Raw genomic sequence first — 18028 nt, 5'->3', positions numbered from 1 at the left:
AACGCTCAAGAGGAATCATCTGTTCCGGACTTTTCAGGTACGTAAAAATTAATTGGCCGGATTCTCAAGGCGCTGATACTTTCGAGTGTTTCTGCGTCGCCATCCGGGCGGCCTGCCTTCTCACGAACCAGGGAACCGTTATGCGCCAGCGCCTTCGAATACGTTCTCGGGGCTCCGACCCCCGGCGCAGACGGAAGGCAGCCGTCCTCGTCACCGCGGCCCTGCTGATCGGACCGGCACTCCCGGCGCTGAGCCTGGGGGCCGCGAGCGCGGCTGCCGCCGACACCGACCCGGGGGCCGGACCGACCCCCACGCACAACACCGTCAACGACGTTGCTCCGCCGGGCACTTCCACCCTGCCGGACCCGGCTGCCGAGCAGATGTCCGCCGCCGACCGGGCCGCGATCGACTCCGCACGCTCGAAGGCCGCCAGGACGGGCAAGACCGTCGCCGTCACCGCCCTGACGACGGATACCTCCACCGTCAGCGTCGCACCCTCCGGCCACGTGACGTACGAGTCCTCCGTACTACCGGTACGGGTCAGGCGCGGCAAGGACTGGGTACCGGTCGACACCACCCTCACCTCGTCGCCCGGCGGCGGTTACACCCCGGCGGCCACGCCCACGCCCGTGGTGTTCTCCGGCGGCGGCCGCATGCCCCTGGCCACGATGGCCGGCCCGAAACGCACGTCGCTCGCGCTGACCTGGCCGACGGCGCTGCCCAAACCCTTCCGTTCCGGGGCCACGCTGACCTATCCCTCCGTCCTGCCGTCCGTGGACCTGGTGGTCTCCGCGACGGACGAGGGAGGCTTCCACGAGACGCTGGTCGTCAAAACGGCGGCAGCCGCCAGGAACGCGGCGCTGGCGACGTTGAAGCTGGGCGTCCGCGCCCATGGGATCAAGGTCTCCGACGACGGCCACGGCAACCTGAACGCGACGACTCCCGACGGAGACCTCGTCTTCCACGCACCCGCCCCCGAGATGTGGGACAGCAGCACGAAGCCCGCGACGGCGGCAGCCGATGCCCCGGGCACCCGGAAGCCGGCCGACCTGCGTGCTGCCGCACCGGCGACCGCCTCGACGGCAACGGCACCGGGCAGCGCGGCCCGGGTGGCCGCGATACGCGTCCGCGCGGCCAAGGGCGAGATCTCCCTGGCCCCGGACAGGACGCTGCTCACCTCGAAGTCGGAGGTCTTCCCGCTCTACGCGGGCCCGACGTGGACGGCGTTGTGGAAGACCGGCTACAAGCAGCACTTCGACGAGGTGCAGCAGGGCTGCCCGTCCGCCCAGAACTTCGACTCCACCGCCTATGGCGACCCGGGTGTCGGCGACAACGCCTACAGCGGCTGCCTCGGCGTCGAGCGGGCCTTCTACCAGCTCGGCATCCCCTCCACCATTTACGGCGGCGCCGTCGAGAAGGCCACCTTCAACCTCAGGGAGAGCTACAGCGCCAGTTGCTCGATCAGCTCGACCGTGGACCTCTACCTGTCAGCGGTGATCCACTCCTCCACCGACTGGTCCCCCAACCAACCCGGTCACAGCCACAGCCCGGTGAAGTCGCAGAGCATCGGCCCGGCGTGTACCTCGCAGCCGTCCACCGGCTTCGACCTCACCACGACCGTGCGGCAGGCGGCCACCGATCGCTGGTCCAACCTCACCCTCGGAGTGTTCAACTCCTCCGAGTCCAACAGCCTCGACTTCAAACGCTTCGCGACCAACCCCACCTTGAGCATCGAGTACGACCACGCCCCCGACCAGCCGTCGAACCGCGACGCGAAAGTGAGCGGCACCGATCTCGGCTGCGCCACCGGCAGCAGCGGATACCCGCTGGTGGGCAAGACGGACTCGGTGTCACCGGTCACCCTCTCCGACCGTGCCGACGACCCGGACGGCGACAGCACCCAGACCACCTACCAGTACTGGATCAGCGGCTCCTCCACCAGGACAACCGTCCTGTCCGCCAACGGGGTGGCGAGTCCGGGCACCGCGCAGGGCACCATCCCGGGGAGTTTCATCAGCGGTCTCACCGACGGCACCACCGTCGACTGGCAGCCCACCAGCGTCACCGACGGCGAGGAGACAACCACCGCCCCCACCGGCACCGTCTGCCACTTCACCGTCTATCCCGACACCCCCACCATCAAGCTGACTCCGCAGAGCGCCACCGCCAGTCCCGAGAACACTCCGGTCAGGATCACGGCCTCCAGCACTGACCCGAACGACGTCGCCGTCAAGTACGTCTACCAGCTCGACACCCCGCCGCCGACCTCGAACGCCCCGGCCAGCGAGACGGTCAGCGGGTCGAACGTCGTCAACGGAACCGCCACCATCACCGTCACCCCGCCGGGACCGGGCATCCACACCCTCAACGTGATCGGCTATGACAGCGCCGGCAACGCCAGCCACGCCAACAGCGTCACGCTCGACGTCGCCGGCGCCACCGGTACGTCCTACCCGGACTTCACCACCGCGCTGAACGCCACCGGCGCGACGAGCACCGGTAATACCGCCATCTCGAGCGACGCCGCGACCAGTCTCGCCGATGCCGACGGCGGCGGGCACTCCCTGTCCGCCCAGGACCTCGAAGCCGCTGGCTGGAACCCCGGCGGGAAGGTCACCCTCGACGGCGCCACCTTCTCGCTCCCCGACTTCGGCACAAGCACCCCCACGCAGGAGGTGCACGACAACATCCTTGCCGACAACCAGACCATCGGCCTCGGCGACGCCTCGGGTGACTCCCTGGTGATGCTGGCGTTCGGCACGTGGGCCGACTACCAGGCCGCCAAGGACGTCACCGGTGACTCGACGCTGCCCCACGTGGCACCGGGCACCGACATCGTCGGCTCGGACTGCACGATGAACAACAGCACGACCGCGGTGAACACCGACGACTGCCAGCCTGCCTCCGGCACTGTCAACTACGCCGACAGCAGCGTGGGGACCAACGGCTCCGAGCCGTACTACCTGTCCACGCCGGACTGGAACGCGGTGACCAACTCGACCGCGGTCCTGGCGCTGCCCCACCGCAACGTCTCCGGCAGCACGCAGCAGACCCAGGCGATGTACCTGTACGCCTTCGCCGTTCACCTCGAACCGGGCAAAGCGGTCAGTTCCATCACGCTGCCCGACATCTCCGGAGCCGCCAAGGGGGCGAGCAACGCCGCCGGAGCGCCGGTGCTGGGCATACCCGCGCTGCACGTCGTGGGCATCGCCGTTCGCGACACCACCTCCGCCGGGTCCGGTCGAACCTGGACCGGCGCGTGGTCGGGCGACCCGGACGACACGTACTCCTACGTCGGCGGCGCCCACTGGACCAACATGACCATGCGGGACGCCATCGTGCCCAGCGTCAGCGGTTCCAGTGTCCGCATCCACCTGTCCAACCAGCAGTCGAACATCCCGGTGACCATCACCCACGTCACCGTCGCCGACCAGAAGCCCGTCGCCGCCAGTGCCACGACGACCGCCGGTGGGCAGACCATCACCACGTCCGGCCTCAGCCCGATTCCCCAAGGCACGCCAGTGGATGCGACCTTCGGCAGCGGCGACAGCACGTCGGTGACGATTCCGGCCGGCGGGGACCTCTACTCCAATCCGATCAGCGCGGGGATCACGGTCACCGCGGGCAGCCCGCTGCTGGTCAGCACCGCGGTCACGGACGCGGCCGTGCTCTCCGGACACAGCTGGGGTACCGACGAACGCCAGTGGATCACCGCCGCCGGCGCCGGTGACACCACTACGGACACCACCGGCACCCCGTACACCGCGAGCGGGAGCATCACCGGCGAAGGCATCGACATCGTCTCCGGGGTCGACGTCACCACCACGACGGAGGCCAGGACCGTCGCCGTCCTCGGCGACGGCATCTACCACCCGGACGGCAGCACCGCCGACACACCCGTGTACTCCTCGGCCGGTCCCCGCCTGTCCGACACCCTGACGGCGGCCCTGGCCGGCCAGACCGCCGTACCCGACTACGGTGTCGTCAACGCCGGAATCGAGGACAACAGCCTCATCGCCGACTCCAACTACGTCCACGGCAAGTCCGTCCTCTCCCGGCTCGACCGCGACATCGTCAGCGAACCCGGGCTTCAGACCGTGGTGATCGAGGAAGGACTCACGGACGTCCTGTCCATGGGACAGCAAAAACCGGATACAGTTGAGGACTCGCTGGTCAGCGCCTACGTGACCCTGGCCGGTGAACTCAACGCATGGGGCATCAAGGTCGTCTTCACCACCATGACCCCGTGCGGCGGCAACGCCGACTGCACCACCGGCGCTGAGACCGTACGCGCCGACCTCAACGGCATGATGCGTGGTTCCTGGCCGACCACGACACCCGGGCTCCTGCAGACCGTGGACACCGAGGACGCCGACCACGCGGTCAGCGCCGATCCCACCGCTTCCCCGGAGGTCCTCGCGACCGCGTACGACACGGGGGACCATGTGAACATCAACCCCACCGGCGGCGCGACCATCGGTCTGCCGCCGGCCTTCCAGACCGCCAGCCTCACGTTGAGCACCATCCCCTTGCCCCTGCCGCCGGTGACCCCTCAATACCGGTGGCTCCTGGACGAAGGCACCGGGAACATATCGGTCGACAGCAGCGGGAACGCCATGCCCTTGAGCCTCAACGGCACCACCTGGGGCAAGGATCCCGCCCTGCCCACAGCCGACGCGTCCCAGAAGACAGCCAACCCCGACGGCATCCGACCGGCCTTCAACGGCTCGACGTCCTACGGCCAGGTGGACGCTCCGCTCATCGACCCCACACAGAGTTACATCGTCGACGTATGGGTCAAGCTCGACAGCACCGGGTCGGCCGATCAATGGGCCGTGACCGAGAACTCCGACACCCAACAGGCCCTCACCCTCGGATACAGCGGCACCACGAAGAAGTGGACCTTCGCCGCTCTGGACTCCAACGGCTCGGTGACCGCCATCAGCGGCCCGACTGCCACCGCCGGCACGTGGGTGCACCTCACCGCCTCCTACGACCAATCCGTCAGCACCGCCTACCTGGACGTCAACGGCGTCCAGGCCGGAACCGCCGCGCTCACTCCGGCTGCCTTTGCTCCCGACGACTCCAACGACCCCGGCAGCTTGAACGACGATGTCACCATCGGCGCCGCCGCGACCGACGGAACCACGCTCACCGGTCAACTGACCGGAGCGATCTCGGATCTGAACCTCTCCTACTGATCCGGACCGTTCCTCAGCAGACCTGCGGCGGGGCATCGAGCAAACCCCTTGCTCGATGCCCCCGCCGCATCTGTCCGCCGCGCACAGTTGGGACAAGCGGACAGAGAGTTCGCAGATGCCAGCAGGGGCTCGCCGAACCAGTAGGCGGGGGTGGTCCCCGCACCCACGGGGGTGGTCCCGCGTCCACGATCGCCTGGACCGACCCCCACCGCACCCACGGGGGTAGCCCCTCCTGGGCCTCCTCCAGGTCGAGACGGCCGTCGTGGTCCCCGCGCCCGCGGGGGTGGTCCCTCCCAGGGCTTGTTGTCCGCGGACAACAAACAGCGGTCCCCGCACCCGCGGGGGTTGCGTCCTTGGAAGTGGTGTAGCGGGTTGGACCTGATCCGGGGGTTTGTCCCGGCGTTCGGGTTGGTGCCCGCATAGACGAACGGCCACCGGCTGATCTTCGAAGTGTCGAAGCCTCGAAGGAGATCAGCACGATGACCGCACCAGACAGTCTGCCCCTGCACGCCCTGACCGAGGACGCCCTGGCCTCGGCGAGTCCTGATCTGCTGCGCGCGATGGTCAAGACGTTCACCGACGCGTTGATGTCGGCCGAGGCCGACGCGATGTGCAATGCCGAGTACGGGCAGGTCAGCGAAGGACGCGTCAACCACCGCAACGGCTACCGCCCGCGGGAGTGGGACACCCGCGCCGGAACCGTCGAACTCGCGATCCCTAGCTGCGGCAGGGAAGCTACTTCCCGACGTGGCTGCTGGAACGCCGCCGCCGGGCCGAGCAGGCGCTCATCCCGGTGGTCGCCACCGCCCACCTGCTGGGCGTCTCCACCCGCCGGGTGGAAAAGCTCGCGCAGTCCCTCGGCGTCACCCAGCTGTCCAAGTCGCAGGTCAGCGCGATGGCCAAGCACCTGGACGAGCAGGTGACAGCGTTCCGCAACCGGCCGCTGGACGCAGGCCCTTATGCATTCGTCCGGGTCGACGCCCTCACCCAGAAGGTCCGCGAGGAGGGCCGGATCATCAACGTCCACGCGCTGGTCGCGGTCGGCGTCAACGCCGACGGCCACCGCGAGATCCTCGGTATCGACGTCGCCACCGCCGAGGACGGCGCCGGCCGGCCGGCCTTCCTGCGCTCGCTGACCGCCCGAGGCCTCGGCGGCGTCCAGCTCGTCGTCTCCGACGCCCACACCGGCCTGGTCAACGCGATCGCCGCGGTCCTGCCCGGCGCGTCCTGGCAGAGGTCTCGCACCCACTACGCGAGGAATCTGCTCAGCCAGGTCCCGAAATCCGCCCAGCCGTGGGTGGCGACCCTGCTGCGGACGGTCTTCGAGCAGCCCGACACCGACGCTGTTCACGCCCGGATGCGGCACGTCCTGGACGCCCTGGAGGCGAAGTTCCCCAAGGCTGCCGGCCACCTCGACACCGCCCAGGCAGACCTGCCGGCCTTCGCCGCCTTCCCCCGAGAGATCTGGCGGCAGATCTGGTCGAACAACCCGCAGGAGCGGTTGAACAAGGAGATCCGCCGCAGCACCGACGTCGTCGGGATCTTCCCTGACCGCACCGCCCTGATCCGCCTGGTCGGCGCGGTCCTGGCCGAGCAGAACGACGAATGGACCGAAGCCCGCCGCTACATGAGCCGCGAACTGCTGGCCAGGGCCAGCCACCCGATCGAGTCAGAAGACAACGAAACCACCCTGCCCACCGAACTCACCGCACAGCCTCCCAACAAGATCACCGAGTGGCCGTCGTTACACCACTCCAGCGGACGTGACCGAGTCGGCCCCGCGCGAGCGGGGGTGGTCCCTGGCGACCCAGACATCTGCTCACTGATTTGCTGTCGGCCCCGCGCGCACGGGGAGCACTCGTTCCCGGCCCTGGCCCAGGCCGCCACCCGGGGACCACCCCCGCGGGTGCGGGGAGCACGCCCCCAGGTTCTGTGCTTGCCTCCTGGTGCCGGGACCACCCCCGCGGGTGCGGGGAGCACCTGCGCCCCCATCGGTACGCCGACGAACCCCCGGGACCACCCCCGCGGGTGCGGGGACCACCGGCGGGCCCGGTCCGACTTGTCGAGCACCGGGGGACCACCCCCGCGGGTGCGGGGACCACGCGAGCGGGTACAGGCCCGTCATCTTGGCCATGGGACCACCCCCGCGGGTGCGGGGACCACGTTGCTGCCCTGCTTCACGTCCTGCCGGGTGAGGGACCGCCCCCGCGGGTGCGGGGACCACATTCCTCGCACGTGCCGGAGGATCGCCTCGGCGGGACCACCCCCGCGGGTGCGGGGACCACAGGGGGAGGCGACCTCGAAACCGGTGTTCGCCGGGACCACCCCCGCGGGTGCGGGGACCACAATGACCGGCGAATTGGAGAATGCCTAGTACTCCAGTGCGACTTCGTGACCTATTGGACGAGCGGACAAGAAACTGCTTGCGATGGCGAGGTTCCCGCTTGAAGCTGGCCTCATCGGCAGCGGTTAAACAAGCGACACTCGCCGAGCACGTAGACACCGCCCCACCATCTGTTGGAGGTTCCGGTTCGGCCGGGCGATGCTTGTTACTCCGGAAGAGACTTGAGCCAAGCAGCGATCTCCAGCGAGCTGTGCAGATCCGCGTCGAACCGCTCCGGGTTCGCCTCGGCGAGGGTGCGGTAGTGGCGTGCGGCTTCCTCGGACGCGGTCAGTCCCTCCGTCCGCCGCCCTACCTCCCCCAACCGGAGGGACAGGTTGTTCAGGGACATGGCGAGGTCGGGCAGGTAGGCGTCCGGGTTCGCCTCGGCGAGTGTGCGGTAGTGGCGTGCGGCTTCCTCGATCGCGGTCAGCCCCTCCGCCCGCCGCCCCACCTCCCCCAACCGGAGGGACAGGTTGTTCAGGGACGTGGCGAGGTCGGGCAGGTAGGCGTCCGGGTTCGCCTCGGCGAGGGTGCGGCGGATGGCCACGGCTTCCTCGATCGCGGTCAGCCCCTCCGCCCGCCGCCCCACCTCCCCCAACCGGACGGACAGGTTGTTCAGGGACGTGGCGAGGTTGGGCAGGTAGGCGTCCGGGTTCGCCTCGGCGAGGGTGCGGCGGATGGCCACGGCTTCCTCGATCGCGGTCAGCCCCTCCGCCCGCCGCCCCACCTCCCCCAACCGGAGGGACAGGTTGTTCAGGGACATGGCGAGGTCGGGCAGGTAGGCGTCCGGGTTCGCCTCGGCGAGGGTGCGGTAGTGGCGTGCGGCTTCCTCGATCGCGGTCAGTCCCTCCGCCCGCCGCCCCACCTCCCCGAGATCGACGGACAGGTTGTTCAGGGACATGGCGAGGTTAGGCAGGTAGGCGTCCGGGTTCGCCTCGGCGAGGGTGCGGTAGTGGCGTGCGGCTTCCTCGATCGCGGTCAGTCCCTCCGCCCGCCGCCCTACCTCCCCCAACCGGACGGACAGGTTGTTCAGGGACATGGCGAGGGCGGGCAGGTGGGCGTCCGGATTTGACTTCGCGAGGGTGCGGTAGCGGTTGGTGAGGGCCTGGGCGAGGTGGACGGCGGTGCGCGCGAGGCGCCTGCTGGAGTGCGGAAACTGACCGTGCAGGGTGGCGAGAGTACCGAGTGCGGTGGCGGGGTCGGCGATGAGGGTATCGAGGGCGGTGACGAGGGGTTGAGGGTGGTCGGCCTGGACAGCGGTGGCGATGACGTGGAAGCCGAGTCGGTCATGGCGCCCTACGCACAGGCTGGTGAGGTGGCTGTCGAGGCGGCCGGCGAAGACGGAGTGGGCGGCGGCGCGGCTGTAGACCGTCAGGAGTTGTGCGGCCTGCGCATCGTCTGCGCCGTCGACCAGGCGTTCGGCCAGGGTGTGTTCAGCGACCAGGACGCGTCCGATGTGGCGTTCGGCGAGCCGGTCGGGCTGCAGCGCACCCCAGAGCCGGCTCGAGTCTGCGGGGGGGTAGAGGGCGGTGATCCAGGCGGTGACCGCATCGCGCCGGTCGCGGGGCTGGTCGGCCAGCGCCGGGATTGCCGACCACACCCGGTCGGCCTGTTCGCGGTCGGCCGCGCCCACCAGGTGGGCGGCGGCCAAAGCCGTCTCCAGGGTGCCGCGGCTCGGCGACCGGGTGAGACCGTGGGCCGCCGCGCCGTGCTTCCAGTAGCGGCGCTCGTGCCAGAGCAATCTGTCCTCCACCTCCTGCACCTGATCGGCAGGCAGGGGCACCGTCCCCGTGCTGCCGGAGGTGCCGGGGGTGGCGGTGTCGAGGAGGTCGGCGAGCGCGGTCATCTGCAGGGTCAGCGCGTTGGCGAACCCGTCGTGGTCCAGTAAGCCCGGGGTGGGCAGGGCGTCGGCGGCGGCGCGCCAGTCGTGTCCGGCCAGGCCTTCCACGTTCGGCAGGGCGCCGGCCAGGGCGCGGGCGGCGGTGCGGTAGGCCTCCGGGCGCGGGCCCGGGTCCTGCTCCAGCGGCTCCAGCAACATCGAGGGGGCACGGTCGAGGTAGTCCTCGGCCAGGCGGGTGGCGCTCTTGGCGTAGGTCCACCAGTCACCACCGGTACGGGCCAGCAGCAAGACCTTGAACGGCGTGCTGCCGGGGTGGTGGGCGGCGGCCTCGACGAGCGCCGTCAGCTGCCCGGTGCGGGCCTCGGCGTAGTCGAGGAGGACCAGCAGCGGCTTGACCACATCACGCAGCTCCCGCAGGTCGGCCGCGGTGGCGTCCGCACCCGGCCACAGCACGGCCCACTTCTTGGCGGCCAGCAGTGCGGCCAGGTGGTGGGCGAGGCGGGTCTTGCCCTGCCCGCCCGGTCCGTGCAGCAGCCACGCCCCGAACCCGTCCCGGCCGCACCAGGCGAGCAGGTCCGCGAGCAGGTTTTCGCGGCCGTGGAAGGGAACCACCTGCCGGCCGGCCTGCAGCAGCGCGGCCGGTGAACCGATTGCCGCCCGGCCCCCGGCGGGCTCGAAGTCGGCCAGGTGCTGGAGCTCCACAGCCTCCAGACCGCTCACGGAGCAACCGTGCTCGGCCAGCGCGGCACGGAAGCAGGGGTCGTGGTGCAGGACGTAGGCGGGGACGACGTTCAGCTGCCCGTGCCCGGAGTTCGCGCGGTCGGAGGCCACCACCCCGACCAGCAGCCGGTCGCAGAACACAGCCGCCCCCGACAGCCCGCCCCACGGCGAGGTGTCTTCCCGCGACCACTGCGGGGGGTGCTGGAGCATGTCCATCACGTACTGGTTGCCGACGAATCCGGTGCCCGGGTTGATCGTCCCCGTCAGCTGAGCCGCCTCGACCGGTTGCCCGAACCGCTGGGCCACGTCCGGCACCCCCCACGTCCGGCACACCGTGCCGGGCCGGTCAGTCGCCATCCACCCCCACCGCACCACCGCTTCCGGCACCTGCCACACGAGGGCGTCGTCAAGCAGGACCAGCGCGGCGTCATCCCCCCCACCCGGGGTACCGCACCACACCACCCGCCCGCCCAACGTGCCCGCGCAACCGGGGCGGAACACCTGGACCCGCTCACCGGCCCGGGCCACGACGTGGGCGGACGTCAGCACCAGGCGCTCGCCCACCCCATACCCCGCCCCCGGCCCGCCCGGCCCGGTCACACCCACCACCCGCGCCCGCTCCACCCCAGCCCCTCCCATCCCACCGATTCGTCGGTTCGCCCCGCGGCATACCGCGGCATGCCGCCGTCCGGCCCCCCTCCGGGGCCGGACGGCCGGCGACACCCGACCCTGGTCAGTCCGGGATACGACCCGACACGTCACCGGGACCGTCAGGCCGTGGCGTCGAACCGCTGACCAGCAGGTCGCCGCCCCGCACATTCTTCGGCGTGAGCGTGAACGACACCCGGTGCGTGCGGCCGCGCGAGAGCCCGGCCTCCGCCTCCGCGCCCACCGCCCACAGCTTGAACCCGGCCTTCGCCTTCGCGTCCGCCCGAAGCTCGACCTCGAACTCCATCGCCACCGGCCCCACCGCGAACACCACCTCCGGATGGTCCCCACCCCGGGCCGCCGCCTCGATCAGCTCGTCCCGCACCGCCGCCACCGCATCCACCAGAGGAATATCCACCGAACCCGCCCCCATCCGACGACCCGTCAACACCCCTACTGTAGAACCCCGCAACCACCCCTGAAGGTGAACACCCGAGCCCGCCACAGGCATTCCGGCCAGCCGGAGCAGTCAGCGCCCGCCCACCGCAGGCGAGCCAGCCCACGCTCCGCCCGCGGCGCAAGGGGCGTAACAGCAGGCCTCGCCAGTCCGCCGCACGGGCAAGAATCCGAACGCGGGTTCCTCGGCCGGAGCGGCACCGGGCCGGGGTGGCGAGCCCGCGCCCGGACCGGGTGCCCATCTCCAGGGGGTCGAGGTGATCATCGATGGTCGTGAGGACTCTTGAAGATCACGCAACAGCCGTCAGCCAGGGCGTGGACGCCGCCCACTGGCAAGCGATGTTCGACCAGGCCATGGCCCGGATCGCCGGACGGCTCACGCGGGTGGAGCCGCGGGCAACGGCCCGCGCTTTCGTTCTCGCCCTGCTGTCCGGCATCGAGCGCAAGAACTGCCGGCGGCTGGCCGAGCAGGCCGGACACCCCCGGCCCGGGCCGATGCAGCGGCTGCTGCGAAGCGCCCGCTGGGACACCGACGCCGTCCGCGACGACATCCGCTCCTACGTCCTCGAACACCTCGGCACCGACAACGGCGTCTTGATCGTGGACGACACCGGCTTCCTGAAGAAGGGCACCGCCTCGGCAGGCGTGCAACGCCAGTACACCGGCACCGCAGAACGCATCGAGAACACCCAGGTCGGCGTCTTCCTCGCCTAAGACATCGTCTCATTTGGCGTGTTCGGTAGTCTGTTGGTGTGGGAATCGTTGAGCGGCTTGTGCCGGATGAGCTGTGGGAGTTGTTCGAGCGGGTGGTGCCGCCGGCGCCGTCGAGGCCGCAAGGTGGTGGTCGTCGTCGGTATGGAGACCGCGAAGTTCTGGCAGCCATCGTCTTCGTGGCCACGTCGGGCTGCACGTGGCGGCAGTTGCCGCCGTCCTTCGGGCCGTCGGGACCGACTGCCCACCGTCGGTTCTCCGAGTGGACGCGGGCGCGGGTGTGGGCAAAGCTCCACCGCCTGGTCCTGGACGAGCTGGGCTCGCGCGGCGGGCTGGACTGGAGCCGCTGCGCGGTCGACTCGGTGAACATGCGAGCCCTGAAAGGGGGGATCTGACAGGTCCGAATCCTGTGGATCGGGGCAAGAAGGGCTCGAAGACCCATCTGATCACCGAGCGGACCGGTCTGCCCCTGTCCGTCGGCATCTCCGGCGCGAACCTCCACGACAGCCAGGCCCTCGAACCACTCGTCCGCGGCATCCCGCCCATCCGCTACCGCCGAGGACCGCGCCGACGCAGACCGGCCAAGCTCCACGCCGACAAGGGCTACGACTACGACAACCTGCGGCGATGGCTGCGCGGCCGGGGCATCACCCACCGCATTGCCCGCCGGGGCATCGAGTCCTCTACACGGCTTGGCCGACACCGTTGGACCATCGAACGCACCATGTCCTGGCTCGCCGGCTGTCGCCGCCTCCACCGCCGCTACGAACGCAAGGCCGACCACTTCCTCGCCTTCGCCAGCATCGCCTGCACCCTCATCTGCTACCGCCGATAACCCAAATGAGACGACGTCTTAGCCGGACCCCACTCCGGTCCTCCGGGTGGGAATCGCGGTGGACGTTTCCTGCTCTATGGGGGCCGCGACCGGACCGATCGCCTCGGCGGCGTGGATTCTGGCAAGGGCCTGCGCACTCACCGACCCCGAGGCGCGCAGCGCGACCGTTGCCTACGGCCGCTCGCTGAACCCCATCACGGCCCCGGGCCGAGTGCCGAAGAAGGTGACAGAGTTCGACGCCACCGCGACGGGCCACGACATCGGCGGCGCCATCGACGCCCTCGCCGCTGGAGTCGGACTTGCTCGCCCCGGAGCCGCCCGCCTTCTCGTCATCGCCTCGGACGGCTACTACCGGAACGAGGAACGGGCTGCCGGAACCGCGCGGGTGGCACGGCTGCGCGCGGCCGGATGCGCCATGCTGTGGTTGGCGTTTGCTCCGGATCCCACACCGTTTCCCGGCATCACTGTCCTCGAACTGACCGACCCGGCCCAGGCAGCGACGGCGATTGGTCAGGCTGCCACGAGGGCATTGGCTGCGACCTGACGCGAACGGGGGTATCGGGTCGCTCTTGAGACGCTGTCACGGCCGATGTTCGGACTCGTCTGGGCTCACTACCTCCGATTGCGTTGAGTAGCAAGTGGCTGAATTCTTCCGGCGGTCGGAGTTGAGGGCGCTACTTTTCGTGCCATGAAGGTCGTCTACAAGATCACGTATCCGAACGGCAAGGTCTACGTCGGGTCGGACCTCACGGACACCCGGCTTGGTTATTTCGGCAGCGCTTCACGGGAACTGCTTGAACGGGATACCGACCGCGAAGCACTCCGGGACTTCACCATCCGCAAGCAAATCCTCTGGGAGTCCGAGAGCGCCTCCGACAACGAGGTGCGTCGGCAAGAGACGCAATACATCATCAAACACCGCGCCAATGACCCTGCTGTCGGCTACAACCGACGCCCCATTTTCCGCCCGGATACTCCCTGAACCCGCCTCCCGGGCGAACCAGCGGGTCGCCCGTCGGGGCAGTGTCCGATCGACAACGTGAGAGTTCAAGACACTCAATGGACCGTCTGGCAGCTGTGGTTGGCGGTGAAGGCGAAAACAAAACTGGGGTTCACTTTGAGCACTCACGACCACAATGCTACTTCCGACTGCGAAGGCCTCCCCTTCCTTCAATTTGCCCCCTCGGCAGGGATGGAGCGAGGCTGCCAACTGACGGCCTTCGGCAAGTAGCACCCACCAGGGATGCTTTGTCCGAGAAGTCGCTCTTTGGCAAAGTGGGTAAAATTTGCTGCCGACTCGCCTGAAGTCGCAGGTCGACGCCTGTGCTCCCCGCACCCGCAGGGGTGGTCCCTCGCCCGGATCAACGCCCGCAGCCACGAGTACGTGCTCCCCGCACCCGCGGGGGTGGTCCCGTCAACGCCGTCGGCGCCTCCCGCTCCGGCAAGTGGTCCCCGCACCCGCGGGGGTGGTCCCGCATCCTCGCTAGTGATGTCAAGGGATCGCTAGTGGTCCCCGCACCCGCGGGGGTGGTCCCAAGATCAACGTCGCCGTGCTCGCGCTGCTGGTGTGGTCCCCGCACCCGCGGGGGTGGTCCCAAGGGCTTCACGGCAACGCGTTGGGCGCGTGGGTGGTCCCCGCGCCCGCGGGGGTGGTCCCGTCCGATCAGGGAGTCGTAGGCCGGGTCGCACGTGGTCCCCGCACCCGCGGGGGTGGTCCCTTGCTGGTGACCAGGTCCGCACCGTGATCGTGGTGGTCCCCGCACCCGCGGGGGTGGTCCCGCGAGCTTCGCGGTGGCCGTTCCGCCCGTGCTGTGGTCCCCGCGCCCGCGGGGGTGGTCCCGAATCCGGTGGCGAATTCACGCAGGGCGCCGTGTTCTTCGCGCCGGCGGCCCGGCAAGTCCCCCACCAGGTCGTCGGCTAGTGGCCTTGTACGTCGGCGTGGGCCACACGTCGCGTTCCTGGCGCGTGTCCCCCTCACCGAGGTTCACCGGTTCTACGGGCGATCGCTCGCAACGCTCCTGTTGCTGCCTGAGCGGTACGCCGCAGCCGAGCAGATGACGCAGTGGCTCTTCGAGGCGGTCCTGGCCGGCTGCGGCCGCTGGCCCGGGAACAGAGCGGTGAGATCCTTCCTGCCCAGGCCGCCCATCCCCTCCAAAGTGAAGCGCAATGCGGAAAGTGACCATCGTCGGCTGTGGCGGCAGCGGCAAGTCTCACCTGGCCCGTCAGCTCGGGGCCGCGCTGGATGCCCCGGTGACGCACCTGGACGCGGTCTACTTCGACGACGAGTGGAACGCGCTGCCGATGGAGAAGTTCGCCGCAGCCCAGCGCGCCCTCGTGGCCGAGCCGCGATGGGTGATCGACGGGAACTACAACTCCACCCTGCCGATCCGGCTCGAAGCCTGCGACACCGTCGTGCTCATGGACGTGTCCACCCCCGCCGCCCTGTGGGGGATCATCTCGCGGCAGCTCCGGCACGGCGCCGGCCACCAGGGCAACGGCATCCACAACCGGATCACCTGGGGCGTCATCAAGTACGTGGCCACCTACCGGCACAAGATGCGACCCCGCGTGCTGGCGAAGATCGAGGAATTCGCCTCCGGGCACGCCGACGTCGTGCTGCTCAGCAGCCGCCGTCAGACGCGCCGATGGCTGCGCGAGGCCACCGCCCACCACGCGGGCCAACGCTTCTCTTGCCAACGCTTCCCGGAGGGGGAGGCCAAGCCGGTGAACCGCCCGGCAACCCCTTCCTGACTCCGTCCCTCGAGCCGCTGTACGGCGGCCCTGACCGACTGGCCGCGCGCACCGATGGTGTACGCCCACGTCCGACTCCGCCTCCAGCGAGACGTCATCGACCTTCTCGGCAACGCCCTTCGCATCCCACCAGCCCATCGCCCGACCCGACGGCGGCGATGAATCACCGCTTTGTGCAGCACCCGTCCGTTGACATTGTCGTCAACTACTCCCTTCAGACACCGCAGAGGCCCCACCGGCAAGCAGATCCCAGTGGGACACTGTGAGGCTTCCCCTCTGCGGAGTGTTATTCGGGACCGGCATTGGGGCCCCTTTTGGGGGAGGAGCCAAATCCTATACATCCGACCACTTTGAGCGGTTGTGGATCGAGATAGAGAGGAAATAGGTATCCGGCTCGTTCGCGATCGTCCACGTAGGCCACAAGAAGTCCCCGTTCGCCCTTTTCGGCAAGACTTGCAAGGCATTCAGCAACCCCGATAATCGGCTTACCACGCCGCTGCAAGCTTTTCCCTCTCCCGCGAAGGATGCCCCGAAGCCTTGACCCCAGCAGGGGATCGAGCCAGATCTCGAAAGGCGCTCCAGAAATCACTGCATCCTTGGCCCGACTGCCGGCCTCGGAGTCAGAATCGAATGCGGCGATCAGCGCACTCGCGGAAACTTCGTTCATCCCATTTCCTTCTGACGGGCAACCAGGTCTCCCCGAAGTCGGAGCCGCCATCTCGAGCGACGCCGCGACCAATCTCGCCGACGCCGACGGCGGCGGCCACTCCCTGTCCGCCCAGGACCTCGAAGCCGCTGGCTGGAACCCCGGCGGGAAGGTCACCCTCGACGGCGCCACCTTCACACTCCCCGACTTCGGCACGTGCACCCCCACACAGGAGGTGCACGACAACATCCTTGCCGACCACCAGACCATCGGCGCACCCCCGGCACCTCGACGATCGATGTCGGGGGATTCCTCGGACCCCTCGAATTCCTCGGACCCCTCGCATTCCTCGGATTCCCGGAGTGCCCTGTGAGGCGGCCCGGGAACATGGCAAGGCAGGCGATAACACCCAGTCGAGCGAGAATTCCAGGTCAGGCGATGACGTCGATGACGACCTTGCCCTGCGCGGTGCCGTTCTCCACGGCCTGGTAGGCGTCCACGACCGACTCGAGCGTGAAGTGCCCGGGGTCGACCCGCGGGGACAGTCGGCCCGATTCGGCGAGCGCGGCGGCCTGTTCCAGGATCTCGCCGTGGTGGGCCCGCCCGCGGCCGGTGAGCATTGGCAGCAGGGTGAAGACGCCCGAGTAGGTGGCTCCGCGGAACGACAGCGGCGCGATGCTGTGGGTGCCCCATCCCAAAGCGCTGACCACGTGTCCGGTGTAGTAGCGCGCGGCCGTGAAGGACGCGTCGAGGGTCGCACCGCCCACGGTGTCGAAGACGATGTCGAACCCCTCGCCGCCGGTGTGCTCGGCGACGTAGGCGGGCGGGTCCGTGGCGGTGTAGTCGATCGGGACCGCTCCCATGTCCTTGATGGTCCGCAGGCTCCGCGGGCCTCCGGTGGCGAACACCTCGGCGCCGTGGGCCAGGGCGATCTGGACCGCCACGTGCCCGATGCCTCCGGCGCCGCCGTGGACCAGCACCTTGTGCCCCGCGCGAACGCCCGCCCGGTCCACCAGTCCTTCCCAGGCGGTGATCGTCACCAGGGGCAGGGCGGCCGCCTCACGCATCGTCAGCACCCGGGGCTTGTGGGCGAGGAGGTCCGCGTCGACAGCCGCGTACTCGGCCAGTGAACCTTGCAGGTCGCCGACGCCACCGGTCAGGCCGAACACCTCGTCGCCCGGCACGAAGCGCTCCACGCCCGCCCCGACCGCCTCGACGGTACCGGCCAGGTCGAGCCCCGGCACGGCGGGCAGGACCCGTTCGGCGTGCGCGGCCTTGCCGACACGGATCTTCGTGTCCAGCGGATTCACCCCGCTGGCATGGATCCGCACCAGAGCCTGGCCCGGACCGGCCTCGGGCATGGCGATCTCGGCCGGCTCCAGGGCAGCGCCGAACTCGCGCAGCATCAGTGCGTGCATGGACTTCCTCGCATATTCATAATGATACTTGGTCAATAATCATTACACATGGACATACAGGTCGCATTCCGCGGCACCGCATGGCTCGGGGCACGTTTCAACGGCACCGAACGGTCGGCGGCCGGTTTCCGCGGTGCCGCATGGTCCCGTGACACGGTTCAGCGGCGCCGCACGGTCCGCCGCCAGTTTCCGCGGCGCCGCATGGTCCGCCGCAAGCGGCCTCAGGAGCTACCGGGCACGCCCGCTCGACGAGTCCGCGTGCAGCCACCCGTCGAACAGTCCGCGTGCAGCGACCTTCGCGGCCGACGACATCCGCGGAGCCCGCTCCAGCCGGCCGGCCGTCGGCATTCCGTTGCCCAGCAGCGGCCCACCCCGCGCAGCGCTCCCGGCAGTGGGCGACGCACCACCGGCGACACGCG

9 protein-coding genes, 2 pseudogenes and 2 CRISPR repeat arrays are annotated in these 18028 nt (G+C 69.5%); of the genes and pseudogenes, 7 read left to right on the top strand and 4 right to left on the bottom strand.

Annotation, left to right across the window (positions count from 1 at the left end):
- Positions 1-140: 140 nt before the first annotated feature.
- Positions 141-5201, top strand: a complete 5061-nt coding sequence (locus tag POF43_RS19675; RefSeq protein ID WP_271322993.1) for a LamG-like jellyroll fold domain-containing protein — start codon at positions 141-143, stop codon at positions 5199-5201.
- A gap of 479 nt (positions 5202-5680) precedes the next feature.
- Positions 5681-6912, top strand: a pseudogene (locus tag POF43_RS19670) (IS256 family transposase); the annotation flags it as partial.
- A gap of 179 nt (positions 6913-7091) precedes the next feature.
- Positions 7092-7547: direct repeats of the CRISPR family, unit length 29 nt; unit sequence GGGACCACCCCCGCGGGTGCGGGGACCAC.
- Positions 7548-7750: 203 nt separating this feature from the next.
- On the opposite strand, the gene POF43_RS19665 reads toward POF43_RS19670, so the two are convergent.
- Both POF43_RS19665 and POF43_RS19660 read right to left on the bottom strand, forming a co-directional pair.
- A complete protein-coding gene (locus POF43_RS19665) occupies positions 7751-10708 on the bottom strand; it encodes a tetratricopeptide repeat protein (protein ID WP_282704674.1) in 2958 nt (985 codons plus the stop codon).
- A gap of 169 nt (positions 10709-10877) precedes the next feature.
- Positions 10878-11210, bottom strand: a complete 333-nt coding sequence (locus tag POF43_RS19660) for a trypco2 family protein (RefSeq protein WP_271324511.1) — start codon at positions 11208-11210, stop codon at positions 10878-10880.
- 392 nt (positions 11211-11602) lie between these two features.
- Between POF43_RS19660 and POF43_RS19655 the strand changes: the two are divergent.
- From POF43_RS19655 to POF43_RS19635, 5 genes and pseudogenes are all read left to right on the top strand, one after another.
- A pseudogene (locus POF43_RS19655) lies at positions 11603-11959 on the top strand (transposase); the annotation flags it as partial.
- A gap of 47 nt (positions 11960-12006) precedes the next feature.
- A protein-coding gene (locus POF43_RS19650) for an IS5 family transposase (protein WP_271324512.1) occupies positions 12007-12794 on the top strand; the annotation gives its coding sequence in 2 pieces (ribosomal slippage) (positions 12007-12340 and positions 12340-12794; 789 coding nt in all).
- A 46-nt stretch (positions 12795-12840) separates the two neighbouring features.
- A complete protein-coding gene (locus tag POF43_RS19645) occupies positions 12841-13338 on the top strand; it encodes a vWA domain-containing protein (RefSeq protein ID WP_271324510.1) in 498 nt (165 codons plus the stop codon).
- A 144-nt stretch (positions 13339-13482) separates the two neighbouring features.
- Entirely contained in the window at positions 13483-13776 is a 294-nt protein-coding gene (locus tag POF43_RS19640; protein ID WP_271324509.1) for a GIY-YIG nuclease family protein, read from the top strand.
- Between the two features lie 341 nt (positions 13777-14117).
- Positions 14118-14634: direct repeats of the CRISPR family, unit length 29 nt; unit sequence GTGGTCCCCGCACCCGCGGGGGTGGTCCC.
- Positions 14635-14960: 326 nt separating this feature from the next.
- The gene (locus POF43_RS19635) at positions 14961-15545 is read left to right on the top strand and encodes a P-loop NTPase family protein (RefSeq protein ID WP_271324508.1); all 585 of its coding nucleotides are present in this window, start codon (positions 14961-14963) and stop codon (positions 15543-15545) included.
- A 286-nt stretch (positions 15546-15831) separates the two neighbouring features.
- On the opposite strand, the gene POF43_RS19630 is transcribed toward POF43_RS19635, so the two are convergent.
- Positions 15832-16212 (bottom strand): hypothetical protein, encoded by a 381-nt coding sequence (locus tag POF43_RS19630; RefSeq protein ID WP_271324507.1) that lies wholly within the window; start codon positions 16210-16212, stop codon positions 15832-15834.
- A gap of 410 nt (positions 16213-16622) precedes the next feature.
- Positions 16623-17609 carry a zinc-dependent alcohol dehydrogenase family protein gene (locus POF43_RS19625; RefSeq protein ID WP_271324506.1) on the bottom strand — a complete coding sequence of 329 codons (987 nt, stop codon included), beginning with the start codon at positions 17607-17609 and terminating at the stop codon, positions 16623-16625.
- Positions 17610-18028 lie beyond the last annotated feature (419 nt).

The sequence above is a fragment of the Streptantibioticus silvisoli genome (assembly GCF_027947535.2).
Taxonomy (GTDB): Bacteria; Actinomycetota; Actinomycetes; order Streptomycetales; family Streptomycetaceae; genus Streptantibioticus_C; species Streptantibioticus_C silvisoli.
The sequence above is the reverse complement of the archived record's forward strand: the minus strand, read 5'-3'. Positions and strand labels throughout refer to the sequence as shown.